This window comes from Halomonas pelophila, assembly GCF_040196315.1.
GTDB classification, from domain to species: Bacteria; Pseudomonadota; Gammaproteobacteria; order Pseudomonadales; family Halomonadaceae; genus Halomonas; species Halomonas pelophila.
Map to the genome: position 1 here is coordinate 173724 of NZ_JBEGCI010000005.1, position 23808 is coordinate 197531.

Annotated in this window: 24 protein-coding genes; 4 read left to right on the forward strand and 20 right to left on the reverse strand. The window is 69.8% G+C overall.

The features are described 5' to 3' along the window. Positions 1-131 precede the first annotated feature (131 nt). Both ABE957_RS07335 and ABE957_RS07340 read right to left on the reverse strand, forming a co-directional pair. Complete coding sequence (locus ABE957_RS07335; RefSeq protein WP_349758017.1) at positions 132-392, reverse strand: hypothetical protein; 261 nt, start codon at positions 390-392, stop codon at positions 132-134. Between the two features lie 17 nt (positions 393-409). Continuing rightward, positions 410-1210, reverse strand: a complete 801-nt coding sequence (locus ABE957_RS07340) for a M48 family metallopeptidase (RefSeq protein ID WP_349758018.1) — start codon at positions 1208-1210, stop codon at positions 410-412. A gap of 133 nt (positions 1211-1343) precedes the next feature. Between ABE957_RS07340 and ABE957_RS07345 the strand changes: the two genes are divergently transcribed. Continuing rightward, complete coding sequence (locus ABE957_RS07345; RefSeq protein ID WP_349758019.1) at positions 1344-2210, forward strand: ATP-binding protein; 867 nt, start codon at positions 1344-1346, stop codon at positions 2208-2210. A 273-nt stretch (positions 2211-2483) separates the two neighbouring features. Here ABE957_RS07345 and ABE957_RS07350 read toward each other — a convergent pair whose 3' ends face one another. From ABE957_RS07350 to trmJ, 15 genes are all read right to left on the reverse strand, one after another. Next, on the reverse strand, positions 2484-3104 hold the full coding sequence (locus tag ABE957_RS07350; protein WP_349758020.1) for a hypothetical protein: 621 nt from the start codon (positions 3102-3104) through the stop codon (positions 2484-2486). 196 nt (positions 3105-3300) lie between these two features. Continuing rightward, positions 3301-4704, reverse strand: coding sequence for a ribosome biogenesis GTPase Der (gene der, locus ABE957_RS07355; RefSeq protein WP_349758021.1), 1404 nt, complete (start codon positions 4702-4704; stop codon positions 3301-3303). Then, a complete protein-coding gene (bamB, locus tag ABE957_RS07360; RefSeq protein WP_349758022.1) occupies positions 4701-5849 on the reverse strand; it encodes an outer membrane protein assembly factor BamB in 1149 nt (382 codons plus the stop codon). The genes der and bamB overlap by 4 nt, the downstream gene beginning before the upstream one ends. Then, positions 5846-6502 (reverse strand): YfgM family protein, encoded by a 657-nt coding sequence (locus ABE957_RS07365; RefSeq protein ID WP_349758023.1) that lies wholly within the window; start codon positions 6500-6502, stop codon positions 5846-5848. Before ABE957_RS07365 ends, bamB begins: the two co-directional genes overlap by 4 nt. A 28-nt stretch (positions 6503-6530) precedes the next feature. Continuing rightward, positions 6531-7844, reverse strand: a complete 1314-nt coding sequence (gene hisS / locus ABE957_RS07370; protein ID WP_349758024.1) for a histidine--tRNA ligase — start codon at positions 7842-7844, stop codon at positions 6531-6533. Between the two features lie 26 nt (positions 7845-7870). Continuing rightward, positions 7871-8986: a flavodoxin-dependent (E)-4-hydroxy-3-methylbut-2-enyl-diphosphate synthase gene (gene ispG / locus ABE957_RS07375; protein WP_349758025.1), complete on the reverse strand. Its 1116-nt coding sequence runs from the start codon at positions 8984-8986 to the stop codon at positions 7871-7873. Positions 8987-8996: 10 nt separating this feature from the next. Continuing rightward, positions 8997-10016 (reverse strand): RodZ domain-containing protein, encoded by a 1020-nt coding sequence (locus ABE957_RS07380; RefSeq protein WP_349758026.1) that lies wholly within the window; start codon positions 10014-10016, stop codon positions 8997-8999. A 30-nt stretch (positions 10017-10046) separates the two neighbouring features. Next, complete coding sequence (gene pilW / locus ABE957_RS07385) at positions 10047-10793, reverse strand: type IV pilus biogenesis/stability protein PilW (protein WP_349758027.1); 747 nt, start codon at positions 10791-10793, stop codon at positions 10047-10049. 122 nt (positions 10794-10915) lie between these two features. Further along, complete coding sequence (gene rlmN / locus ABE957_RS07390) at positions 10916-12043, reverse strand: dual-specificity RNA methyltransferase RlmN (RefSeq protein ID WP_349758028.1); 1128 nt, start codon at positions 12041-12043, stop codon at positions 10916-10918. 61 nt (positions 12044-12104) lie between these two features. After that, positions 12105-12530 carry a nucleoside-diphosphate kinase gene (gene ndk, locus ABE957_RS07395; protein WP_349758029.1) on the reverse strand — a complete coding sequence of 142 codons (426 nt, stop codon included), beginning with the start codon at positions 12528-12530 and terminating at the stop codon, positions 12105-12107. A gap of 265 nt (positions 12531-12795) precedes the next feature. After that, positions 12796-13122, reverse strand: a complete 327-nt coding sequence (locus ABE957_RS07400; RefSeq protein WP_089850057.1) for a HesB/IscA family protein — start codon at positions 13120-13122, stop codon at positions 12796-12798. A gap of 25 nt (positions 13123-13147) precedes the next feature. Continuing rightward, positions 13148-14305: an aminotransferase class V-fold PLP-dependent enzyme gene (locus ABE957_RS07405; RefSeq protein WP_349758030.1), complete on the reverse strand. Its 1158-nt coding sequence runs from the start codon at positions 14303-14305 to the stop codon at positions 13148-13150. Positions 14306-14348: 43 nt separating this feature from the next. Beyond that, positions 14349-14816 carry a Fe-S cluster assembly transcriptional regulator IscR gene (gene iscR, locus ABE957_RS07410; RefSeq protein WP_349758031.1) on the reverse strand — a complete coding sequence of 156 codons (468 nt, stop codon included), beginning with the start codon at positions 14814-14816 and terminating at the stop codon, positions 14349-14351. A gap of 82 nt (positions 14817-14898) precedes the next feature. After that, positions 14899-15783, reverse strand: coding sequence for a serine O-acetyltransferase (gene cysE, locus ABE957_RS07415; RefSeq protein ID WP_349758032.1), 885 nt, complete (start codon positions 15781-15783; stop codon positions 14899-14901). A gap of 80 nt (positions 15784-15863) precedes the next feature. After that, positions 15864-16661, reverse strand: coding sequence for a tRNA (cytosine(32)/uridine(32)-2'-O)-methyltransferase TrmJ (gene trmJ / locus ABE957_RS07420; RefSeq protein WP_349758033.1), 798 nt, complete (start codon positions 16659-16661; stop codon positions 15864-15866). Between the two features lie 144 nt (positions 16662-16805). On the opposite strand from trmJ, the gene ABE957_RS07425 reads away from it, so the two are divergent. Continuing rightward, complete coding sequence (locus tag ABE957_RS07425) at positions 16806-17600, forward strand: inositol monophosphatase family protein (RefSeq protein ID WP_349758034.1); 795 nt, start codon at positions 16806-16808, stop codon at positions 17598-17600. Positions 17601-17726: 126 nt separating this feature from the next. Here the strand turns inward: ABE957_RS07425 and ABE957_RS07430 are convergent, their stop codons facing one another. Further along, positions 17727-18614 (reverse strand): LysR family transcriptional regulator, encoded by an 888-nt coding sequence (locus ABE957_RS07430; protein ID WP_349758035.1) that lies wholly within the window; start codon positions 18612-18614, stop codon positions 17727-17729. Between the two features lie 115 nt (positions 18615-18729). Between ABE957_RS07430 and trpB the strand changes: the two genes are divergently transcribed. Further along, positions 18730-19950 (forward strand): tryptophan synthase subunit beta, encoded by a 1221-nt coding sequence (trpB, locus tag ABE957_RS07435; RefSeq protein ID WP_349758036.1) that lies wholly within the window; start codon positions 18730-18732, stop codon positions 19948-19950. Between the two features lie 11 nt (positions 19951-19961). Then, positions 19962-20801 (forward strand): tryptophan synthase subunit alpha, encoded by an 840-nt coding sequence (gene trpA, locus ABE957_RS07440; RefSeq protein WP_349758037.1) that lies wholly within the window; start codon positions 19962-19964, stop codon positions 20799-20801. Between the two features lie 81 nt (positions 20802-20882). On the opposite strand, the gene secF is transcribed toward trpA, so the two are convergent. Then, positions 20883-21806: a protein translocase subunit SecF gene (gene secF / locus ABE957_RS07445; protein WP_349758038.1), complete on the reverse strand. Its 924-nt coding sequence runs from the start codon at positions 21804-21806 to the stop codon at positions 20883-20885. A 9-nt stretch (positions 21807-21815) separates the two neighbouring features. Continuing rightward, positions 21816-23666: a protein translocase subunit SecD gene (secD, locus tag ABE957_RS07450; protein WP_349758039.1), complete on the reverse strand. Its 1851-nt coding sequence runs from the start codon at positions 23664-23666 to the stop codon at positions 21816-21818. Positions 23667-23808: the final 142 nt, after the last annotated feature.

A 23808-nucleotide genomic window follows, 5' to 3' on the forward strand; every position in this document is an offset into this window, starting at 1 on the left:
GTTCACAGCGCCTCCTCGTCGGCCTGCCGCTGGCCGGATCAGACTCGAGCGATCCGGGCTATCTACGATACTGCTGGGCTCGGCTCAGCGGCGCTTCACGTAGAGCCCTCAGCGGCTTTTTTGAAGAGCCCTCAGCGTTTCTTGACGTACAGCCCCACCATGCACATCGCCAGGCCGGCCACCGAGAGCAGCATGCCGCCGTTGACCAGCCAGGGGTGGCGGTCGACCCAGGGCACGAAGGGCTGAGCGGTGTCCCGGCAGACGCCGGCGCGATAGTCCCAGTGCCCTTCCTGGAGCAGCAGGCAGTCCCGCACGTCCCCCAGTTCGATGAAATAGACGCCCATCAGTACCAGGATGGGCAGTATCAGCAGCAGCAGTCCGATCTTCAGCATACGAGTCGCGCGTTCCTTCAGGGGCGTGGGCAGTTAGGGGTGCGGCCGGTCCGGCGGGCCTGCTCATAGCGCGCCATGGCCTCGCCCATGCCCGCCTCCAGGCCGCCGATGCGCTGGCCGTGGCTCGGGTGGGTGGAGAGCCAGGCCGGCGGGCTGGCGCCCCCGGCCTGGCTCATGTTGTTCCATAGCGCGACGCTGGCGCGCGGGTCGAAGCCGGCCTCGGCCATCAGGGTCAGACCCAGGGTGTCGGCCTCGCTCTCGTGACGCCGCGAGAAGGGCAGCAGGATGCCGTACTGGGCGCCCATGCCGAGCGCCGCCATCATGGTCTCACCGCCGGCGCCCTGCAGGCCCGAGGCAGACGAGATCACCGACAGCCCCAGCTGGGTGGCGGTCTCGGTGGAGGCGCGCTCGTTGGCGTGGCGTGCCAGCACATGGGCGATCTCGTGGCCGATGACGGAGGCGAGCTGGTCCTGGTTGCGGGCCACATCGAGCAGGCCGGTGTTGATGCCCACGTAGCCGCCGGGCAGCGCGAAGGCGTTGGCCTGCTCGGACTCGAAGACCTTGACCTGCCAGTTCTGTGCGCGCTCGCGCTCCGGCAGGGCGCGGATCACGGCGTCGGTGACGCACTGCACGTAGCGCAGCGGTGCACCGCCGACCATCGGCAGCTCCTGCTGGTACTGGGCGAAGGCCTGGGCCCCCATCTGGTCGAGCTGCTCGTCGGAGAGCAGGGTGAGCTGGGAGCGACCGGTGGGCGAAGTGGTGCAGGCGGCCAGGCCCAGGCTCAGGGCGCCGATGGCGAGGCAATGAATCCAGCGCATGGTGGGCTCCAGTGATGTCCAGGTCACTATGACGCTGGACGGGGCGTCGAGGTTCGCCACAAGATACCCCGACCACCGGTCAGGTCAACCGGGAACGCTACACACCGTGCCTTGCACAGAGGGAGGAACCGCCATGGACGCCGAGCTTTCGCGTCGCCTGCTCACGCTGCTCGACCACCTCGAGCCCTGGCTGCCACCGCCGCCGCAGGAGGTCGACTGGACACGCGACGTCGCCGCCCTCTGGCAGCGCCATGCGCTGGGCGGGCGGCTGCTGCCGGTGCCGCCGCGGGACGCCCTGGGGCTCGACGACCTGCTCGGCATCGAGCGCCAGAAGCTCGCGCTGGTCGACAACACCCGCGCCTTCCTGCAGGGGCTGCCGGCCAACCACGCCCTGCTGTGGGGCTCGCGGGGCAGCGGCAAGTCGTCGCTGATCCGCGCCCTGCTCAACGGGCTTTCCGCCGAGGGGCTGCGCCTGGTGCAGGTCGACCGCCACGACCTCGCGGCGCTGCCGACGCTGGTGGAGCTGCTGCGCCACCAGCCCCAGCGCTTCGTGGTCTACTGCGACGACCTCTCCTTCGAGGGCCACGACGATGCCTACAAGGCGCTCAAGAGCGTGCTCGACGGGGCCCTGACCGGGCCGCCGCCCAACGTGCTGCTCTACGCCACCTCCAACCGTCGCCACCTGCTGCCGGAGTCGATGGGCGACAACGACGCCTCGCGCCTGGTGGGCGACGAGCTGCACCATGGCGACGCCGTCGAGGAGAAGATCTCGCTCGCGGATCGCTTCGGCCTGTGGCTGGGCTTTCACCCCTTCAATCAGGACGTCTACCTGGAGGCTTGCTGCCACTGGGTCACCCAGCTGGGCGAGCGCGAGGACTGGAACGCCGACGCGCGGGCCGAGGCGATCCGCTTCGCCACCCTGCGCGGCGGGCGCAGCGGCCGGGGCGCCTGGCAGTTCGCCACCCAGTGGGTGGGCCGGCGCCGCCTGCATGGGGCGTAGCGCTCGCGGTGGCTGGCAAGTGTCGAGGCGACGGGGACAGGTCTGGAGGGGGCCTATGCCAGGGGTGAGGAGGATCTCTCCGAACGGGCTGGCCAGGGATGGCCAGCACCGGCCCTGCAAGCGGAGCAGGACGCTAGAGCGACGCAGGGCATCGGTAGCGCCAAGGGAGGGATTCACAGCGCCCCCGATCTGGTCCGGCACCCCGGGGCCTGTCGACGGTGCAGCACCGTCAAGCATCGACGGAGGCATCACCAAGTTGGCCCGTTGCCAGCCCTAGCCCTGGGGAATCAGACTGCCGTCCTCGCCCACGCCCAGTCGCACGGTGGGGGTGAGCAGCCCGGCGGGCAGGGTCATGCCGAGCCCGCTCAGATCCCCCGGAGTGATGGCCAGCTCGCTGCCGGCGGGCAGCTCGCCCTGGCGTGCCAGCTGTTGGGCCAGCTCCACCATCGGCGCCAGGCCCTCGCGGTCGCCGCCCAGCAGGTCGAAGGCCACCGGCAGGCGCAGCTTGGCATCCTTGCCCGAGGTGAGGGTGACCTCCTCCTCGTAGTCGCCGCTCACTGGCTCCACGCCGGGCATGTCCAGGGACCAGCGGAAGCCGGACATCGCCACCGGCGGCATGCCGACCGGCAGGCCGAGGCCCATGGCCAGGGTCGCCTGTACCGGCAGGCTGCCGGCGCCGAGGCCGGAGGCGATCAGCGAGGTCAGGTCGCTGGTGTCGAGGCGCGCATCCACGGCGAGGGGGCCGATGCGCACCTCCTCCACGCCCAGCGAGGTCACCGCCAGGCGGAAGGCGAAGAGGCCGGTCTGGGGGAGCGCCAGGCAGCCGCCGAGCAGGGCGGCCAGGCAGAGCGGAGCGAGCAGGCGCCAGCGGCGCGTGAGGTGGCGAAAACGCATCGGGGGGATCCTCCGGAAGAGCGGTGCTGCGGTGCAGCGCGGAGGCGTATTTCAGGGCCAGCGGCGCGTCGCGTCAAGGCATCGGCGCCCCTCTCTGCGCGTCTCGGAAGCACACCTGTCGGCCCCAACCGACACCGCCCGGCCCGTCAGCGATGACGGACCGGGCGGTGGTGGGGTCGGAGAACGGCGCCAGGACTCAGCGGCGGCTCTTGCGCGCCTCCTTGGTGCGGCCCAGCTCGCGCTTCTTGGCCTTCTCCCGGTCGCTGGCCCCCGACATGGTGTCATAGGGGTTGTCGCCGGAGCGGAACTCGAAGCGCATCGGCGTGCCGCGCACCTTGAGCACCTTGCGGAAGGTGTTGGTCAGGTAGCGCTTGTAGGCCTCGGGCAGCGAGCTCGTCTGGTTGCCGTGGACCACGATGATCGGCGGGTTGCTGCCGCCCTGGTGGGCCATGCGCAGCTTGATGCGCCGACCATGGACCATGGGCGGCTGGTGCTGCTCCACCGCGTCCCGCAGGATCGAGGTCAGGCGGTTGGTCGACCAGTGGCTGTTGGCCGAGTCGAAGGCGCGCTCGATGGAGGGGTAGAGGTCGCCCACTCCGGTGCCGTGCAGGGCCGAGATGAAGTGCATCTCGGCGTAGTCGGCGAAGCCCAGGCGGCGCTTGATCTCGGCGCGCATCTTCTCCTTGGCCTCGCTCTCCAGGCCGTCCCACTTGTTGACCGCGAGCACCAGGGCACGGCCGCTGGTCAGCACGTAGTCGAGCAGGTGCAGGTCCTGTTCGACCAGGCCCGTGCGCGCATCGAGCACCATGATGGCGACATGGCACTCCTTGATCGCCTCCAGGGTCTTGATGATCGAGAACTTCTCGGCCACCTCACGGACGTTCTTTCGCCGCCGCACCCCGGCGGTATCCACCAGCACGTAGGGCTTGCCGCGGCGCTCGAAGGGGATCTCGATGGCGTCGCGGGTGGTGCCGGCCTCATCGAAGACCACCACCCGCTCCTCGCCGAGCAGGCGATTGACCAGGGTCGACTTGCCGACGTTGGGGCGGCCGATGACGCCGATGCGGATGCCCTTGGTGCCGGTGTCCGCGGGGATGCTCTCGTCGCGGGCCGGGAAGGGCGAGAGCACCTCCTCGATCAGCGTGGTGACGTTGCGACCGTGGGCGGCGGCGATGGCGTGCGGGTCGCCGAGCCCGAGCTGCCAGAAGTCGGCCATGGCGCTGTGCTCTTCCAGGCCGTCGACCTTGTTGACCACCAGCCAGGTCTTCTTCTGGTTGACCCGCAGGTGGTTGGCGATGGCCTCGTCGGCGACGTTCAGGCCGGCGCGGGCGTCGACCAGGAACAGCACGATGTCGGCCTCGTCGATGGCGGCCAGCGACTGCTCGGCCATGGCCGCATCGATGCCCTCCTCGTCGCCGCTGATGCCGCCGGTGTCGATCACCGTGTAGGCCTTGTCGCCGAGCATGCCGTTGCCGTACTTGCGGTCGCGGGTCAGGCCCGGGAAGTCGGCCACCAGGGCGTCCCGCGAGCGGGTCAGGCGGTTGAAGAGGGTCGATTTGCCGACGTTGGGACGGCCGACCAGTGCGATCACCGGGGTCATGGGCGAAGCTCCAGGGCTTCCAGGGTGCCGTCGTCGGCCAGCGCGTAGACGCGACGACGATCGGTGAGCGGGCGCACGCTGAGGCCCGAGCCGTCGACGCGGGTGCGGCCGACGATCTCGCCCGCGCGGGGATCGAGCAGGTGCAGGTAGCCGTCGGCGTCGCCCACCACCAGGTGGTCGGTGGCGAAGGCCGGCGCGGTGAGCGAGCGGCCCTCGAGGGCCTCGTTGCGCCAGATCTCGTTGCCGGTACCGGCATCCACGGCGATCACGTGGCTGGCCTCGTCGATCACGAACAGGAAGTCGCCCACCAGGATCGGGGTCAGGTAGCTGGAGAGCTCCCGCGACCACAGCACCTCGCCGGAGGGCGCTTCCAGCGCGACCAGGCGGCCGTTGTAGCTGGTGACGAAGAGGCGGCCGTCCTGGGTCAGGACCGGCTGGCCGGCCAGGTCGACCAGGCGGTCGATCTCGCTGCGCCCCTGGGGCGTGGCGATGCGCCGCTCCCACAGCGGCTGGCCGCTGCGGTTATCCAGGGTCACCAGGCGGCCGTTGGCGAAGCCGGCGAAGGTCACCGGGTCGATCACCGTGGGCGTGCCGGTGCCGCGCAGGCTCAGCGAGGGGCGCGGGCCGCTGAAGACCCAGCGCTCATCGCCGCTGACGCGATCCAGCGCGGTGACGCGCCCGTCGACGGCCTGCACGACCACGAGCTGCTGGCTGGCCTGGGGCGCGGCGAGCACCTCGCTGGTGACCCGCGCGCGCCACTGGACGCTGCCGTCACGCTGGTCGAGGGAGAGCACCTCGCCGTTGCGGGTGGCCAGGAAGAGGCTGTCGGCCACGGCGGTCAGGCCGCTGGAGACCGGGGTGTCGAGCTCGACTTCCCAGCGGGTCTCGCCCGTGTCGGCGTCCAGGGCCTCGATCAGTCCGCGGCCGTCGGCGGCGAACAGGGTATTGCCGTCCTGGGCGGGCGCCACGGGATAGCCGGCATCGCCGAGCCCCTTGCCGACGCGTTCGCTCCACAGGGTGTCCATCTCGGTGGTGGCCGTGATGTCGGTGAGCTCGCGCGGGGCGTACTGGGGCTCGGGGCCGCTGGCGCAGCCGGTCAGCACGGCCAGGGCCGCGCCGGCGGCGATCAGCAGGGTCGGTCTCATAGGATGGCCTCCTCGGTGCCGAGGTCATCCAGCTTGAGCTGGACGCCGTAGAGCGGTTGATTGTGCTGCTCGGCGAGGGAGAGGGCCTCCTGCCAGGCCTGGCGCGCCTGATCGACGCGCCCCAGGGCATGCTGCGCATCGCCGACCACCTCGGCGCGCTGGGCCGCGAGGGCCTCGGGCACGCCCTCCAGGGTGGTCAGGGCGGTCTCGGCCTCGCCCTCGACGAGTTGCAGGCGGGCCAGGCGCAGGCGGGCCAGGCCCTCGAGATAGTCGCGCTCGCTGTCCTCGATCACCGCTTCGAGGGCGGCGCGGGCGCGCGCCCGGTCATCGACCTCGACGGCCAGGCGGGCGTCGAGCAGCCGGGCCAGGTCGGCATAGAGGGTCGTGCCGTGCTCGTCGGTGATCTCGCTCACCAGCTCCTCGGCGCGACGGCGGGCGTCTTCGCCCAGTTCGTCGCGGCCGGTGAGGTCGACCAGCTGCTGGTAGCGCAGCGAGGCGGCCTCGCCCTGGCCGGCCTGGTAGTCCTGCCAGGCGTTCCAGCCGAACACGCCGGCCGCCGCGATGGCGGCGCCGGCGATCAGCGAGGTGCCGTTCTCCTTCCACCAGCGCTTGATCGCCTCAAGCTGTTCTTCCTCGGTTCTCAGCTCCGCCACGGGCGGTCTCCTTTGATGCGGGTGTCCGTCAGGCGAGGGGCTCGCCGTCCAGCAGGGATGTCAGGGTGTCGGCGAGCTCGGCCCGGGGCAGGCGCTGCTGTTCGCGCTCCTCGCGCAGGAACTTCAGGGTCACGCTGCCGTCCGCCAGTTCGTCCTCGCCGAGCAGCAGGGCCAGGCGGGCGCCGCTCTTGTCGGCCTTCTTCATGCGGCTCTTGAAGCTGCCGCCGCCGCAGTGCAGCTGGGCGCGCAGCTGGGGCAGCGCCTCGCGCAGGCGCTCACCGAGCAGCAGGGCCGGGCCGGTGGCCGCCTCATCCATGGGCAGCAGGTAGACGTCCAGCGCGCCGCGGGCCTCGTCGGGCACGAGCTCGAGGGTCTCGAGCAGCAGGATCAGCCGCTCGATGCCCATGGCGAAGCCCACCGCCGGGGTCGGCTTGCCGCCGAGCTGCTCGACCAGGCCGTCGTAGCGGCCGCCGGCGCAGACCGTGCCCTGGCTGCCGAGCGCGGTGGTGGTCCACTCGAAGACGGTGCGGCCGTAGTAGTCCAGGCCGCGCACCAGCCGCGGGTTGATCACGTAGGCGATGCCGGCGGCGTCGAGCATCGCGCAGAGCCGCTCGAAATGCTCACGGGACTCTTCGTCCAGGTGATCCATCAGCTTGGGTGCGCCCTCGATCACCTCGGCCATCGCCGGGTTCTTGGAATCGAGGATGCGCATCGGGTTGCTTCCCAGGCGACGCTGGGAGTCCTCGTCCAGCGCCTCGGCATGCTGCTCGAAGTAGGCCACCAGCAGGTCACGATAGGCGGCGCGGGCCGCGGAGGAGCCCAGCGAGTTGAGCTCCAGGGTCACGTGCTTGTCGAGGCCGAGCTGCTGCCACAGCCGCGCCGAGAGCAGGATGACCTCGGCGTCGATGTCCGGGCCCTCGAGGCCGAAGGTCTCCACGCCGATCTGGTGGAACTGGCGATAGCGGCCCTTCTGGGGGCGCTCGTGGCGGAACATCGGCCCCTGGTACCACAGTCGCTGGGTCTGGTTGTGCAGCAGGCCGTGCTCCATGGCGGCGCGCACGCAGCTCGCCGTGCCTTCGGGGCGCAGCGTCAGGCTGTCGCCGTTGCGGTCGTCGAAGGTGTACATCTCCTTCTCGACGATGTCGGTGACCTCGCCGATGGAGCGCTTGAACAGCGCGGTCTGCTCGACGACCGGGGTGCGGATCTCGTCGTAGCCGTAGCGGCCCATCAGCGCGCGCACCTGGCCCTCGAAGTACTGCCAGAGCGGGGACTGCTCGGGCAGCAGGTCGTTCATGCCACGGATGGCCTGGATCTTCTTCTGACTCGTGTCGGACTTGCTCACTGCTTGCTCCTTGTGGGGGCGCCGGCTCAGGCGTCCCGGGCGATCACGTCCTGCTCGGCCTGCTGCTTCTCGCGGACCTTGTCGCGGATCAGCCGCTCCAGGTCGTCGACCAGGTGGTCGTTGCGCAGCTTGCTGGCCGGCTTGCCGTCGAGGTAGACGAGGTTGGCCGGGGAGCCGCCGGTCAGGCCGACGTCGGTTTCCTTGGCCTCCCCCGGGCCGTTGACCACGCAGCCGATCACCGAAACGTTCAGCGGCGTCATGACGTCCTCGAGGCGCTCCTCGAGGGCATTCATGGTGCCGATGACGTCGAAGTTCTGGCGCGAGCAGCTGGGGCAGGCGATGAAGTTGATGCCCTTGGCCCGCAGCTTGAGGCTCTTGAGCATGTCGAAGCCGACCTTGATCTCCTCGACGGGATCGGCGGCCAGCGACACGCGGATGGTGTCGCCGATGCCGTCCATCAGCAGCATGCCCAGGCCAATGGAGGACTTGACGGTGCCCGAGCGCAGCCCGCCGGCCTCGGTGATGCCGAGGTGCAGCGGCTGCTCGATGCGGGTGGCGAGCTGGCGGTAGGCGGCCACGGCCATGAACACATCGGAGGCCTTGACGCTGACCTTGTACTCCTGGAAGTCGAGGCGATCGAGGTGGTCGATGTGGCGCATCGCCGACTCGACCAGTGCCTCGGGAGTCGGCTCGCCGTACTTCTTCTGCAGGTCCTTCTCCAGCGAACCGGCGTTGACGCCGATGCGGATCGGGATGCCGTTGTCCCGGGCGGCGCTGACCACGGCGCGCACGCGCTCCTCGCGGCCGATGTTGCCGGGGTTGATGCGCAGGCAGTCGACGCCGAGCTCGGCGACGCGCAGGGCGATCTTGTAGTCGAAGTGGATATCGGCGACCAGGGGCACCTCGACCTCGCGCTTGATGCGCCCGAAGGCCTCGGCGGCGTCCATGTCGGGCACCGAGACGCGCACGATGTCGGCGCCGGCGGCCTCCAGCTGGCGGATCTGGGCCACGGTGGCGGCCACGTCCAGGGTGTCGGTGTTGGTCATGCTCTGGACGGAGATGGGAGCGTCGCCCCCGACCGGCACCTTGCCGACGTGGATCTGGCGCGACTTGCGACGAACGATGGGGGATTGTGCGTGCATGATGACGGAATCATTCTCCCAGGGTGAAGCGGGCGACGTTGTTGGCGCCGGCGCGGGCCATGAGGTCGACGGGCTCGCCGCCCCAGCTCAGCTCGACGCCGGTGGCGTTGCCCACGGTCAGGCGAAACGGCGGCGTGCCCTCGACCCGGGCCGAGGTGCCGGGCTGCTGGAGGCCGACGAAGATGCGCTGGTTGTCGGCATCGAAGATCTCGGTCCAGGACTGCTCGTTGAAGGTCAGCTCCAGCACGCTGGTATCGGCGGTCTCGGTCGCCTCGGCGGCGTCGGCATCGCTCGCGGCCACGTCGGTGGCGTCATCGGCCGCCGGGGCGTCGCCCTCGGCGGTGGGCTCGGCGGCGGTCGCGTCGCTGTCGGTAACGGTCGGCTCGTCGCTGCCCTCGGCGGGTGCCTGAGCCTCGTCGCCGGTCGCGGCGGAGGCCTGCGCCGATTCGTCGGAGGCGCTCTCGTCGACCAGGCCGAGATCGCTCCCCTCGTCGGGCAGCGGCGGCAACTCGTCGTTGGCGGCGCCGGGATTCTCGGTGATGGTGGTGCTGCCGTCGAGGCTGTCCACCGCCACCGGCCCGCTGTCGCCGGGGGTGGGCGGCTGGCTGCCGCCGCGGCTCTGCCACCACATCAGCGTCAGGCCGATCATGCCGGCGATCACCAGCAGGGTGACCAGGCGGAACAGCCAGGCGCCGAGCCGCGAGGGCGGCCGGTTGATCTGCACGGGGGTGACCCGATGCTCGACGTCGTTGCTACCGAAGTGGGTCTTGTAGGCGTCGAGGACCGCGCGGTCGTCGATGCCCAGCAGCTGGGCGTAGCTGCGTAGGTAGCCGCGGCGATAGGCGGGGACGGGCACTTCCTCGTAGCTGTCGTTCTCCAGCCCCTGGATCACCGCCGGGCGCAGATTGAGGGCGTCGGCCACCTCGTCGCGATCGAGCCCCTGGGACTCGCGCTCGCGACGCAGCAGTTCGCCGGGCGAGGCCAGGCGGGGCGTGGTCTCGGCGGCAGCGTCGTTATGAATGTCGCTCATGTCTGAGCATCCTTCGTCAGAAAACGGTGGTCAGGGCCCGGCACGGGTGCCCTCCAGCTGATCGGCATAGAAGTCGGCGGTCGCCGCGTCGCCGCGGCGGCGGGCCACGTCGTGGGCCAGGCGCAGGGCCTCGACCCGGGGGCCGGCCAGGCGCATGTAGCGCTCCAGCTGCCGTTCGGCGCGCTCGAGGTTGCCCTCGGCGGCCTCGAGCTCGGCCAGCAGCAGATAGCTGCGCGCGCCGCGCGGATCGATGGCCTGGGCGCGGGCGAGGCTCTGGCGAGCGGCGGTGACGTCGCCCATCTCGAGGCGGCACTGGCCGAGGTTGGCGAACAGCTGGCCGCGATTCGCGTACTGGGTGTCCTCGGAGGCGCGCTCGAGCTGCTCGCAGGCCTCGGCAATGCGGCCCCGATCATACAGGAAGGCGGCGTAGTTGTTGCGCGTGCGGGTCAACGTCGGGTCGGCCTCGATGGCGCGGCGGAACATCTCGCCGGCCAGTGCCCCCTCGCCCTGGCGCTGGTGGACCATGGCCATGGCCTGCAGCGCCTCGGCATCGCCGGGGTCGATCTGAAGGGCGCGGTCCAGGGCGTTCATGGCGCGGGGCAGGTTGTCGCGCTCCAGGTAGGCCACGCCGAGGCGGGTGTAGGCCTCGGCGGCGTCGCCGCCGTCGTCCGCGGGCAGGTTGGCCTGGGTGGCACAGCCGGACAGCCACAGCGTGCCCAGCAGCATGAGGGCGGCGGGTAACTGCCGAAGGCCGGTCATGCTCGGGCAAGGGGTCATGGCATCCTCTCCAGATAGGCACGCAACCGAGGGCCGCGGGAGGTGTTCGACACGCGGCCGACGGTGAAAAAAGGCCCGTCCATCAAAGCGCCGAGACCGGTTGAAGTCAAGGCGCCCCCCGCTCAGTCGGCGTCGATCTGGATCGACTGGATGTAGCGCGCATGGCGCTTGGTGCGATCCTTGACGCGACCCACCAGCTGGCCGCAGGCGGCATCGATGTCGTCGCCGCGGGTGGAGCGGATCATCGCCGTGTAGCCCAGCTCATAGAGCCACTGCTGGAAGCGCATCACCTGATTGCGCGACGGCTTCTCGTAGCCCGAGTGCGGGAAGGGGTTGAACGGGATCAGGTTGATCTTGCACGGCAACTCCTCGAGCAGGGCGGCGAGCTGCTCGGCATGCTCCTGCTGGTCGTTGACGTCCTTGATCACGGTGTACTCGATGGTCACCTGGCGCGTGTCGTGGCACTTGGCCAGGTAGCGGTGGCAGGCATCGAGCAGGCTGCGGATGTTGTACTTGCGGTTGAGCGGCACCAGCTCGTTGCGCAGCTCGTCGTTGGCGGCGTGCAGCGAGACGGCCAGGCTCACGTCGAGCTCGTCGCCGAGCTTGTCGAGCATCGGCACCACCCCGGAGGTGGAGAGCGTGACGCGGCGCTTGGAGAGGCCGTAACCGTCGTCGTCGAGCATCAGCTTCATGGCCGGCACGACGTTGTCGTAATTCAGCAGCGGCTCGCCCATGCCCATCATCACCACGTTGGTGACGGGGCGGTTGGCGGTGTCGCGGCGCGGCCCCACGCTGCGCTGAGCCACCCACACCTGGCCGATGATCTCGGCGGCGGTGAGGTTGCGCTGGAAACCCTGCTTGCCGGTGGAGCAGAAGCTGCAGTCCAGCGAGCAGCCGACCTGGGAAGAGACGCACAGGGTGCGGCGCTTGCCGTTGTCGGCGGGAATCAGCACCGTCTCCACGTAGCTGCCGTCTTCCACTTCGAGCACCCACTTGCGGGTGCCGTCGCTCGACGAGCCCTCGTAGACCACGCCCGGGCCGCGAATCTCGGCGACCTCGGCCAGGCGAGTCCGCAGCGCCTTGGAGAGGTTGGTCATGGCCGCGAAGTCGTCGCAGCCCTCGATGTGGATCCACTTCAACATCTGGGCGGCACGAAACTTCTTCTCGCCGATGGAGAGGAAGAAGGCTTCCATCTCCTCGCGCGTCATGCCGAGCAGGTTGGTGAGTCGGGGAGCAGTGGTGTCGGTCATGGTGGTCAGCGCATCGGTGGGGCAGGGCGGGGGTGGAAGCACCCCCGCGGGAGAGGCGGGATCAGCGTGCGCAGATCTCGTCGGCCTCGAAGAAGTAGGCGATCTCGCGCTCGGCGGATTCCGGAGAATCGGAGCCGTGCACGGCGTTGGCGTCGATGGTCTCGGCGAAATCGGCCCGGATGGTGCCGGCGGCCGCTTCCTTCGGGTTGGTGGCGCCCATCAGGTCACGGTTCTTGGCGATGGCGTCCTCGCCCTCGAGCACCTGCACGATCACCGGGCCGGAGGTCATGAAGCCGACCAGATCGCCGAAGAAGGGGCGCTCCTTGTGCTCGGCGTAGAAACCGCCGGCCTTCTCTTCGGAGAGTTGCATCATCTTGGCGGCCACGATCTTCAGGCCGCCCTTCTCGAAGCGGCTCTCGATCTCGCCGATCACGTTCTTGGCAACGGCGTCGGGCTTGATGATGGACAGGGTGCGCTGGTTAGCCATGGGGCATGTCTCCGGTTGGACTCGGGCTAGCCGCGGATCGGGCTAGCGTAGGATTGGATCTGTTGTCGTCTGGCGACGCGACATGGGCGTCTTATGACGATGGATAGCGCCGCGCCGTCCGCGGCTCCGCTGTCGGGAGCGTGGGACGGCGCGGCGAATCGGATAGAGCGGCCGGCGATCCGGCGGTTCGGCGCGGTTCGCCGACGGGGCGGGGATTATAACGCCCCGAGCCGACGTTGAACAATCGTTCAGACGCCGACGCCGTTCAGACGCTGAAGCTCTCGCCGCAGCCGCACTCGTCCTTGACGTTGGGGTTGTTGAAGCGGAAGAAACGGTTGAGCCCCTCGGTGACGTAGTCGACCTCGCTGCCGTCGAGCATCTCCAGCGCCTCGGGGGCGACGAAGACGGTCACGCCGTGCTCCTCGAAGGTCACGTCGTCGTTGGCGGCCTCGTCGGCGAAGTCGAGCACGTAGCTGTAGCCCGAGCATCCGCTGGGCTTGACCGAGACCCGCAGGCCCAGGCCGTGGCCGCGTTCGTCGAGCACCCGGTGGATCTGCTCGGCGGCGGACGTGGTGATCGAAAGATGCGCCATGGTCTCTCTCCTGGTCGGGATAGGGTCAGACCGCCCGGCGACGCAGCCCCTTGAGGGCATGTCGCAGGGCGTCCAGAGTGCGGTCGATGTCGGCCTCGGTGGTGAAGCGGCCGAAGCTGAAGCGCAGCGAGGCCAGCGCCAGCGCGCGCGGCACGCCGATGCCCTTCAGTACGTAGGATGGCTCGACGCTGGCCGAGTTGCAGGCCGAGCCGGTCGAGAGCGCGATGTCGCGCAGCGTCATCAGCAGCGATTCGCCGTCGACGCCCTCGAAGGCCAGGTTGAGGATGTTGGGCACCGAGGCCTCGATCGCGGTGTTGCGGTGGATGCCGTCGAGGTCGCCGAGGCCGTCCAGCAGGCGGTCGCGCAGCGCGGTGATGCGGGCCTGGTCGGCCTCGCCCTCGGCGACGGCCAGGGCGAAGGCCTCGCCCATGCCGGCGATCTGGTGGGTCGGCAGGGTGCCCGAGCGCATGCCGCGCTCGTGGCCGCCGCCGTGGATCAGCGCCTCGATGCGCAGGTCCGGGCTGCGCCGCACGTAGAGCGCGCCGATGCCCTTGGGGCCGTAGGCCTTGTGGCCGGAGAGCGACATCAGGTCGATGCCCAGGCGCGCCACGTCCAGCGGGGTGCGCCCCACCGCCTGGGCGGCGTCGACGTGGAACATCGCGCCGCCGGCGTGCGCCACCTCGGAGAGCGCCGCCAGGTCGTGGATGACGCCGAGCTCGTTGTTCACCGCCATCAGCGAGACCAGCACGGTGTCCTCGCGCATGGCCTCGCGAAGCTGCGCCGGCGTGATGCGACCGTCGCGGCCGGGGGCGAGCCAGGTCACCTCGAAGCCCTCGTCCTCCAGCGCCTTGGCGGTATCGATCACCGCCTTGTGCTCGATGGTGGAGGTGATCAGGTGGCGCCCATGGGCGCGGTTGGCGCGCATGAAGCCGGTCAGCGCCAGGTTGTCGGCCTCGGTGGCGCCGCTGGTCCAGACGATCTCGCGGGGGTCGGCGCCGATCAGGTCGGCGACCTGGCGACGCGCGCTCTCCACCGACTGCTCCGCCTGCCAGCCCAGCATGTGGCTGCGCGAGGCGGGATTGGCGAAGATGCCGTCCAGGGTGAGGTAGCGGCTCATGACCTCCGCAACCCGCGGGTCGACCGGGGTGGTGGCGGCATAATCGAGGTAGACGTGTGCGCTCATGGGCTCGCAGTCGATTCCGGGGTTGGGTGGCAGGGGTGGCGGCTCAGAGGGTCGAGGCCAGGATGCCGTCGTCACGGCGGCCTTGCTGGCGGCTGGCGATCTCGAGGATCTCCTCGCGCCCGGCCAGCTGTCCCAGGGTGACCCGCTCGAGGAAGTCGTGGATATGCTCGGACAGCTCGCACCACAGGTGGTGGGTCAGGCAGGTGTCGCCCTGTTGGCAGTCCGAGAGGCCGCCGCAGCGGGTGGAGTCCACCGATTCGTTGACGGCCTGGATGACGCGGGCCACGGTGATCTCATCCGGCGCCATGGCCAGCAGGTAGCCGCCGCCCGGGCCGCGCACGCTGCCGACCAGCCCGGCGCGGCGCAGCCGCGCGAACAGCTGCTCCAGGTAGGAGAGCGAGATCTCCTGGCGCTTGGAGATGTCGGCGAGGCTGATGGGGCCGGACTCGGCATTCATGGCCAGGTCGAGCATGGCGGTGACGGCGTAGCGTCCCTTGGTGGTCAGGCGCATGAGGAACTCACCTCGGCACCGACGCGCGGGTCGGCAGTCAATGAACGTGATCGGCCATTATGATAAAGGCCGAGTATCATGGTCAACCATTGCGCCGGCGCGGGGACGCCTCCTGCTCCTGCTGCGGGCTCTTGGACGTGTCGGCGGGGGTGTCGTCCGGCCCCTGGGCCGGCGGGCAGCCGCCGTCGACGTCGTCGAGGATGTCGGCGAAGTCCTCATCGCGCAGCTCCGGCAGGCGACCGTCGCGATAGCTGGCGTCGACCTTGCGCAGGGTGGTGCACATGCGCTCGATGCGCTCGTCCACGGCGTGCATGTGATCGAGCATCGCCTGGATCGAGCGGGCCACCGGGTCGGGCATGTCCTGGCTGACCCCGTAGGCGTCGAAGCCGAACTTGCGGCGCATCGCCTCGCGGCGCTCGGGATCCACCTCGATCGCTTCGGGGTCGTCGGGCTGGCTGCGCTGGACCACCTTGCCGGGGATGCCGACCACGGTGGCGCCGGCCGGCACCTCCTTGGTCACGACCGCATTGGAGCCGATCTTGGCCCCCGTGCCCACGGTGAAGGGGCCGAGGATCTTGGCGCCGGCGCCGACGATCACGCCGTCCTCCAGGGTCGGGTGGCGCTTGCCCTTGTTCCAGCTGGTGCCGCCCAGGGTCACGCCCTGGTAGAGGGTGACGTCGTCGCCGACCTCGGCGGTCTCGCCGATCACCACGCCCATGCCGTGGTCGATGAAGAAGCGCCGACCGATCGTCGCCCCGGGGTGGATCTCGATGCCGGTCAGCAGGCGCGCCAGCTGCGACAGGGTGCGCGCCAGCCACTTCAGGTTCTTTCGCCACAGCCAGTGACTCAGCCGATGCGCCAGCAAGGCATGCAGTCCCGGGTAGTTGGTCAGCACTTCCAGGAAGTTACGAGCCGCCGGGTCGCGGGCAAATACGCTGTTGATGTCCTCGCGCAGACGTTGAAGCATGCGGCGGTCCTTGGGTGGCGTGGCGAAGGGGAATGGCCTTCATAGTGGGGGCGCGCCGCGCCGGCTTCAAGACGCGCGGGTCACTGCCCCGGTGAAACGTCGCCCGGCGAAGCGTCGCCCGAGGCGTCGACGTCCTGCTGGCGCTCGGCCTGCTGCTCGGTGGCGGTGAGGATGCCGCGCAGGATGTTGAGCTCCATGCGCTCGGGGCGGGCCCGCAGGGTGAAGCGGCGCAGCCGGGCCATCAGCTGGCGCGGCATGGCCGGGTCGTGGAAGCCGATGCCGATCAGGGTGCGCTCGAGGTGCGCGAAGTAGCGCTCGAGCTCCTCGTGGCTGGCCAGCGGCGCGGTCGTCGCCGCCTCGGCCGGCTCGCTCGTCTGCTGCTGGCCGAGCCAGGCCTGGCGGCACTCGTAGGCCAGCACCTGCACCGCGGCGGCCAGGTTCAGGGAGCTGAAGTCGGGGTTGGTGGGGATATGCACGTGGGCATGGCAGCGCTGCAGCTCGGCGTTGGTCAGGCCGCTGTCCTCGCGGCCGAAGACCAGCGCCACGCGGGCCGCCGGGTCGGCGAGCTCCGCGGGCAGCCGCTCGCCCAGCGCCCGGGGCGTGATCATCGGCCAGGGCAGGGTGCGCGAGCGGGCGCTGGCGCCGACCACCAGGGTGCAATCGCCCACCGCCTGCTCGAGGCTCTCGACGGTGCGCGCCGCGTGGACGATATGGTCGGCCCCCGAGGCGCGCGAGACGGTGTCGGCGGTGAGCGGCTCGCAGCGCGGCGCCACCAGGGCCAGGTCGGCCAGCCCCATGTTGTGCATGGCGCGGGCGGTGCCGCCGATGTTGCCGGGGTGGCTGGTGCCGATCAGGACGATGCGGATGCGCTCGAGCATGGTGGGGGCCTGTGGATCCTGGAGAAACGGAGAGCGGCGATTCTAGCATGGCGGCCGGTCGCCACGAATGGCGCATCCGATGCGCTTCTGCTAGGATTCGCGCCGTTCCGTTCTTTAACACCACCGACTCCCCAAGGCCCGATCATGCATCCGATGGTCCAATTCGCCCTGCGTGCCGCACGCAGTGCCGGCGAACAATTCCTGCGCATCCGCGAGCGAATCGAGAACTCCCACCAGGAGCCCAGCCTCGACCGCCTGCTCGAGGACGCCGCCCGCAACGCCGAGACGCTGATCGTTCGTCAGCTCGCCCGCGGCTACCCCCAGCACGGCGTCCAGGGGCGCTTCACCCCTCATCGCGCCGGCGAGGGCGAAGGCGCCGACACCCTCTGGAAGATCGAACCCTTCCACGGCTACTCCGATCTCAGCGTCGCCGCCCCCGGCTTCGCCATGTCGGTGGTGTGTCTCGTCAAGGGCCGTCCGGAGCACGCGGTGGTGATCTGCCCCTTCAGCGACGACGAATATCTGGCCAGCCGCGGTCGCGGTGCCCAGCTCAACGGCAAGCGCCTGCGCGTGACCAAGCCCACCGCCGTGAGCGGCACCCGCGTCGCCATGGGCCTGCCCGAGACCTGGCTGCGTTCGCGCTATCTGCCCTCCTACCTGACCCTGGTCCAGCAGCTCGGCCCGCAGATCGAGCAGCAGCGCGCCTCCGGCAGCGGCCTGCTCGACATGGCCGACCTGGCCGCCGGGCGGGCGGACGCCGCCTTCGTGCTGGGCCTCGAGGAGCAGGACCTGCACGTCGGCTCGCTGCTGCTCAAGGAGAGTGGCGCGCTGATGGGCACCCCCGATGGCCAGCCCAGCGTCGAGGTCGAGGGGCGCTTGATGGCCGCCGGCCCGCGCCTCTACAAGGCCCTGGTGCAGCAGCTCAAGCCGCACTTCTGAGCGACGACGTCGGCGGATCACGAGACGCCCCCACGGCCCTGCCGTGGGGGCGTCTGCGTTGTGAGAAGGGCAACCATCGTGAGAAGGGCATCCGTCCCCCGTCGCTGGTGACTCGCTGTCGGGTCGTCAGGCGGGGGAGCGGTCCAGTTCCTGTGTCAGCCACTCGGTGAGCCACGCAAGATCCCGCCGTGGCGGGCCCGGCGGCAGCCACAGGCCGAGCCGGGCCGGCGTCTCGATGAAGCCCCAGGGCGCGATCAGCCGCCCGGTGCGCAGGTCCTCCTCTACCAGGTAAGACGGCGCGATGGCGACACCCAGGCCCACCAGGGCTGCCTCGAGCATGTAGTTAAGGTGCTCGAACGACTGGTCATGGCGCATCGTGGCGGGGTCCAGGCCCTTTGCCGCAAACCACTGCGCCCAGGCCTGGGGGCGCGACTGGGTATGCAGCATCGGCAGCGTCGTGAGGTCGGCGGCAGCGGGATCGGGCAGGTCTAGCCGTTCCGGCGCCAGCACAGGCCCCATGCGCTCCGGCGCCAGCTCGACCACCCGCACGTCGTCGGGCCAGGGCGGCTCGGCAAAGCGCAGCACGGCGTCCACGTCGGTGCCAAGCCGGCCAGCCACTTCCTCGTCGGCGGTGAGGTGCAGGTTCAGGTTCGGGCACTGCGCCTTCAGGCGATCCAGCCGGGGGATGAACCAGCGGGCGAGGAAGCTGCCGGGGCAGCCGAGCACCAGCGGCGCCTCCGAGGCGCGTCGGCGCAGCTGGGTGCAGGCCTGGCCGAGCCGCTCGAAGGCCTGTGAGGTCGAGGCACGCAGCAGCTCGCCCTCCTGGGTCAGCACCAGTCCGCGGCCCTGGCGCCGGAACAGCGTCACCCCGAGCTGCGCCTCGAGCTGCTTGAGCTGGCGGCTGACCGCGCCATGGGTCACATGGAGGGCCTCGGCGGCGCGGCTGACGCTGAGCGTGCGGGCCGTCTCGTCGAAGGCGCGCAGGGCATTCAGCGAGGGCAGTCGATCGCTCAAGGCGGGCTCCTGACATGTCAGCTTTTCTCACAGATTAGCGCGCAATGATCGCTTATCACAGGGCCGCGGCGCGCTTTATCTTGGTGGCCAACCTCACCAGTCAGGAGTCGTCACCATGGGTCTGCCGCACCCGACCGCCGAACTCGCCCCCGATGCCGATGGTTTCTTCGGCCGCTTCGGCGGTCGCTTCGTCGCCGAAACCCTGATGCCGCTGATCCTCGAGCTTCAGGCGGCCTATGAGTCGGCGAAGCAGGATCCCGATTTCCACGCCGAGCTGGAGGCACTGCACCGCGACTACATCGGGCGAGCGAGCCCGCTCTATTTCGCCGAGCGGCTGACCGAGCAGCTGGGTGGCGCCCGGATCTACCTCAAGCGCGAAGACCTGATGCATACCGGCGCGCACAAGATCAACAACTGCATCGGCCAGGTGCTGCTCGCCCGGCGCATGGGCAAGAAGCGCATCATCGCCGAGACCGGGGCCGGCATGCACGGCGTGGCCACCGCCACCGTGGCCGCCCGCTTCGGCCTGGAATGCATCATCTACATGGGCAGCACCGACATCGACCGCCAGCTGGTCAACGTGCAGCGCATGAAGCTGCTGGGCGCCAAGGTGATCCCGGTGACCAGCGGCACCGGCACCCTGAAGGACGCGATGAACGATGCCCTGCGCGACTGGGTGACCAACGTGGCGGACACCTTCTACATCATCGGCACCGTGGCCGGCCCCCATCCCTATCCGGCCATGGTGCGCGACTTCCAGTCGGTGATCGGCCGCGAGGTGCGCGAGCAGATGACCGCGAAGGAAGGCCGGCTGCCGGACTCCCTGGTGGCCTGCATCGGTGGCGGCTCCAACGCCATGGGCCTGTTCCATCCGTTCCTCGAGGACGAGGGCGTGCGCCTGATCGGCGTGGAGGCCGCCGGCGAGGGGCTGGACACCGGCAAGCACGCCGCCAGCCTGCAGGGCGGCAGCCCCGGCGTGCTGCACGGCAACCGTACCTTCCTGCTGCAGTCCGCCGCGGGGCAGATCACCGACGCGCACTCCATTTCGGCAGGGCTCGACTACCCGGGTATCGGCCCCGAGCACGCCTGGCTGCACGAGACCGGTCGCGCCGAGTACGTCGCGGTGACCGATGACGAGGCGCTGGACGCCTTCAAGACGCTGTGCCGTCTGGAAGGCATCATCCCGGCCCTGGAGTCCGCCCACGCCATCGCCCATGCGATCAAGCTGGCGCCGACGCTGCCGGCGGAACACGTGATGGTGCTGAACCTGAGTGGACGGGGCGACAAGGACATGGCCACCGTCACCGACCACCTGGCCGACGAGCTGGCCGACTGAGGAGAGAGGCGATGACTCAACGCCACGACCGTATCGCACGCCGCTTCAACGAACTCAAGGCCGCCGATCGCGCCGGCCTCGTCACCTTCATCAGCGCCGGTGATCCCGACTACGACACCAGCCTCGAGACCCTGCTGGCCCTGCCCGAGGCGGGCGCCGACGTGATCGAGCTGGGCATGCCGTTCACCGACCCCATGGCGGACGGCCCGTCCATCCAGGCCTCCACACTGCGTGCCCTCAAGGGGGGGCAGGACATGCGCAAGACGCTGTCCATGGTGCGGGCGCTGCGCGAGCGCGACGACGCCACGCCGGTGGTGCTGATGGGCTACTACAACCCCATCTACTGCATGGGCGTCGAGGCCTTTCTGACCGAGGCCGCCGAGGCCGGCGTGGACGGGCTGATCGTCGTCGACCTGCCGCCGGAGCACGACGCGGAGTTGTGCCTGCCGACCCGGGCCCACGGCCTCGACTTCATTCGCCTGGCGACGCCGACCACCGACGCGCAGCGCCTGCCGCTGGTGCTGCAGAACACCTCGGGCTTCCTCTACTACGTCTCCAGCACCGGCGTGACCGGCGCCGCCGCGCCGTCCGCCGAGCGCGTGGCGCAGGAAGTCGAGGCCATCCGCGCGCGCACCGCGCTGCCGATCGGCGTCGGCTTCGGCATCCGCACCCCTGAGCAGGCCGAGCGCATCGCCCGCTTCGCCGATGCGGTGGTGGTCGGCTCGGCGCTGACCGACAGCGTCGCCCGGGCCGAGAGCCCCGCCGAGGCCTCGCGCAGCGTGCTCGAGCTGACCCGTTCGCTTTCCGCGGCGGTGCGCCGTGCCCGCGAGACGGCACCCGCCGAGGCTTGATTCGAGGCTCTAGCCTCACCTCGCACCAAAAAAAAGCCACCCCGAAGGGTGGCTTTTTGGTGGGGGCGAGAAGGGCCGCCGTCAGGGCAGCTCCTCGGCCTCCGGGTCCTCCTTCTTGGCGGGGATCAGGTCCTCCCGCGCCAGCTTCAGCGGCAGTAGCAGGGCCGCGGAGACGTAGATGGAGGAGAAGGTGCCGACCACCACGCCGAGGATCAGCGCCACCGCGAAGTAGTGGATCATGTCGCCGCCGAGGATCACCAGCGCCAGCAGCACCAGCAGGGTGGTGCCGGAGGTCGCCAGGGTGCGCGACAGGGTCTGGTTGATGGACTCGTTGAAGATGGTCGGCATGTCATCGATCCGCGACTTGCGGATGTTCTCGCGGATGCGGTCGTAGACCACGATGGTGTCGTTGAGCGAGTAGCCGATCACCGCCAGCACCGCCGCCAGCACCGTGAGGTCGAACTCGAAGCCGAACAGCGCAAAGGCGCCGATCACGATGATCACGTCGTGGAGCAGCGCCAGCAGGGCGCCCACGGCGAACTTGTACTGGAAGCGCGCCGCGACGTAGAGCATCACGATACCCAGCGCCACCAGCATGCCCATGCCGCTCTGGTCGCGCAGCTGATCGCCGACCTGGGCGCCGACGAACTCGGCGCGCACAAGCGAGACGTCATGGCCGGCGTCCTGCAGCAGGGTCACCACCTGGTCGCCGACGCCGGCCTCGAAGGCCTGCTGCAGGCGGATCAGCACCTCGGTGGAGGCGCCGAAGGTCTGCACCGCGACGTCCTGGAAGCCGGTGGCCTCCAGCGTCTGGCGCACCGTCTCCAGCGCCGGGGCGCTTGAGAAGCGCACCTCGACCAGGGTGCCGCCGGTGAAGTCGAGGCCCAGGTTGAGGCCCAGCGCCAGCATCGCGACCACCGCGGCCAGCAGCATCGCCACCGAGACCCCGAAGGCGATCCGGCGCTTGCCCATGAAGTCGAACTGTCGTTGTGTCAGGGATTTCATAGGCACCTCTTAAATCCAGAGCTTCTTGATGGGCTTGCCGCCGTAGGACAGGTTGACCATCGCGCGGGTCACCATCAGGGCGGTGAACAGCGAGGTCAGGATGCCCAGCGAGAGCGTCACGGCGAAGCCCTTGACCGGCCCGGTGCCGATCGAGAACAGGATCAGCGCCACCAGCAGGGTGGTGATGTTGGCATCGACGATCGAGGTGAAGGCGCGCTGGTAGCCGGCGTGGATGGCCTGCTGCACCGAGAGCCCCGTGCGCAGCTCCTCGCGGATGCGCTCGAAGATCAGCACGTTGGCGTCCACCGCCATGCCCAGCGTCAGCACGATGCCGGCGATGCCGGGCAGCGTCAGGGTGGCCCCGAGCAGCGACATGGCGGCCACCAGCAGGGTCAGGTTGAGCGCCAGGGCGACGTTGGCGAAGACCCCGAAGACCTTGTAGCGCGCCAGCATGAACAGCACCACCAGCAGCAGGCCGATCTGCACCGAGAGCACGCCGCGCTCGATGTTCTCGGCGCCGAGGCTCGGCCCGATGGTGCGCTCCTGGGCGAAGTAGATCGGCGCGGCCAGCGAGCCCGAGCGCAGCAGCAGGGCGAGCTCGGCCGCCTCGGTGGGCGAGTCGAGCCCGGTGATGCGGAAGCTGTTGCCCAGCGCGCTCTGGATGGTGGCCAGGCTGATGATGCCGCGCTCGGTGTAGGGCATGCGCTCGACGACCTCCTCGCCGTCGACCATGCGGGTGGTCTCGCGGGTCTTGTGCTCGATGAACAGCACCGCCATGTTGCGGCCGATGTTGGTGCGGGTGGCGCGGTTCATCAGCGTGCCGCCGGTGCCGTCCAGGTCGATGTTGACCTGCGGGCGGCCGTTCTCGTCGAAGCTGTGGTTGGCGTTGGAGACGCTGTCGCCGGTGATGATCACGTCGCGCATCAGGTCGGCGCGGCGGCCCTCGCTGTTGCGGAACTCGAAGGACTCGGTCTCGTTGTCCGGGGTGTCCGGGCGCGCCTCGAGGCGGAACTCGAGGTTGGCGGTGGCGCCGACGATGCGCTTGGCGGCCACGGTGTCCTGCACGCCGGGCAGCTCCACCACGATGCGGTCCGGTCCCTGGCGCTGTACCAGCGGCTCCGCCACGCCCAGCTCGTTCACCCGGTTGCGCAGGGTGGTGAGGTTCTGGTTGATGGCGTAGTCCTGGAGCTCGTCCACGGCCTGGTCGGTCATGGTCATCACCAGCCGCGCGCCGCGATCGTCGCCCTCGCTCTGGTAGGTGAACTCGGGGAACTCCCGGCTGAACAGGACGCGGGCCTCGTCGCGATCCTCCGCGTTGGCGAAGGCCATGGAGACGGTGTTGCCCTCGATCTGGGTGTCGCGGTAGCGGATCCGCTCCTCGCGCAGCTGCTCGCGCATGGCGCTGGCGTTGACCTCCAGGCGCTGCTCCAGGGCGGCGTCCATGTCGACCTCGAGCAGGAAGTGCACGCCGCCGCGCAGGTCGAGGCCCAGGGTCATGGGTGAGGCGGAGAGCGACTGCAGCCATTCGGGGGTCGATTCGGCGAGGTTCAGCGCCACCACGTAGTCGCTGCCGAGCATCTCGGCGATGCGGTCGCGGGCCCTGATCTGGTCGTCGGCGTTGTCGAGGCGGATCAACACGCGGTTGGCCTCGCGCTCGGCCTCGTTGATCTCGATGCCGGCTTCGTCGAGGTCGTTGCGGATGCGCTCGAGCTGGCGTTCATCGATGGTGGCGTCGCCCCGCTCGCTGCTGATCTGGACTGCCGGATCCTCGGGGAAGAGGTTGGGGAGGGAGTAGACCAGGCCGGCGAGGAGGACGATGAGTATCAGCAGATACTTCCACAGGGGGTAACGGTTGAGCATGGGGCCCTGTCCTCAGGTTGCGGACGTTAGAGGCTGACGAGGCGGACCGGGCGGGCAATGAAGAGGAGAGCCGGTCGCGCGGCTCCTGCCGCACCGGCCGCAGGGCGGCCCCCGCCGCGGCCGGGGGTGGCCGGCGACGGGG